Origin of the sequence: Acetobacter farinalis (assembly GCF_011516935.1) — a bacterium.
GTDB lineage: Bacteria > Pseudomonadota > Alphaproteobacteria > Acetobacterales > Acetobacteraceae > Acetobacter > Acetobacter farinalis.
The window spans coordinates 1-657 of record NZ_WOTF01000070.1; the positions used below are offsets into that span (position 1 = coordinate 1).

At 64.8% G+C, this 657-nt stretch carries 1 protein-coding gene; it reads left to right on the forward strand.

Annotation, left to right across the window (positions count from 1 at the left end; all coding sequences use genetic code 11):
* Nucleotides 1-4: 4 nt before the first annotated feature.
* Nucleotides 5-657 (forward strand): 1-deoxy-D-xylulose-5-phosphate synthase N-terminal domain-containing protein (locus GOB82_RS13230; RefSeq protein ID WP_338078202.1); only part of this gene is annotated, 653 nt, incomplete at its 3' end.

Sequence of the window (657 nt, forward strand, 5' to 3'; positions counted from 1 at the left end):
ACAGATCCCCACTCTGGGCCGTTTTCCTGCTCTGGATCGGGTGACCTATCCGTCTGACATGCGGAACCTCTCAGTCGAGCAGCTCAAGCAGATTGCTGATGAACTGCGGGCGGAGACCATTGATGCCGTCTCCACCACAGGCGGGCATCTGGGTGCCTCTCTGGGCGTGGTCGAACTCACCGTGGCGCTACATGCCGTGTTCGACACCCCGGCTGACAAGGTCATCTGGGATGTGGGCCATCAGGCCTACCCGCACAAGATCCTGACCGGACGGCGCGACCGCATCCGCACCCTGCGCCAGCCGGGCGGGCTCTCCGGCTTCACCCGCCGCTCCGAGAGTGAATACGACCCCTTCGGCGCCGCTCACTCCTCCACCTCCATTTCCGCAGGGCTCGGCATGGCTGTGGCCCACCGCCTGCGCGCGGAGGAAGACCCCTCCTATCAGGAACGCAGTGTCATCGCCGTGATCGGGGATGGCTCCATTTCCGCAGGCATGGCCTATGAGGCCATGAACAACGCCGCCGTGGCCGGCCCCGGCGCGGAACGCCTGATCGTCATCCTCAACGATAACGAGATGTCCATCGCCCCGCCGGTCGGCGCGATGTCCAACTATCTCTCCCGCCTGATGTCCTCCCGCAAGTTCATGGGCCTGCGCGA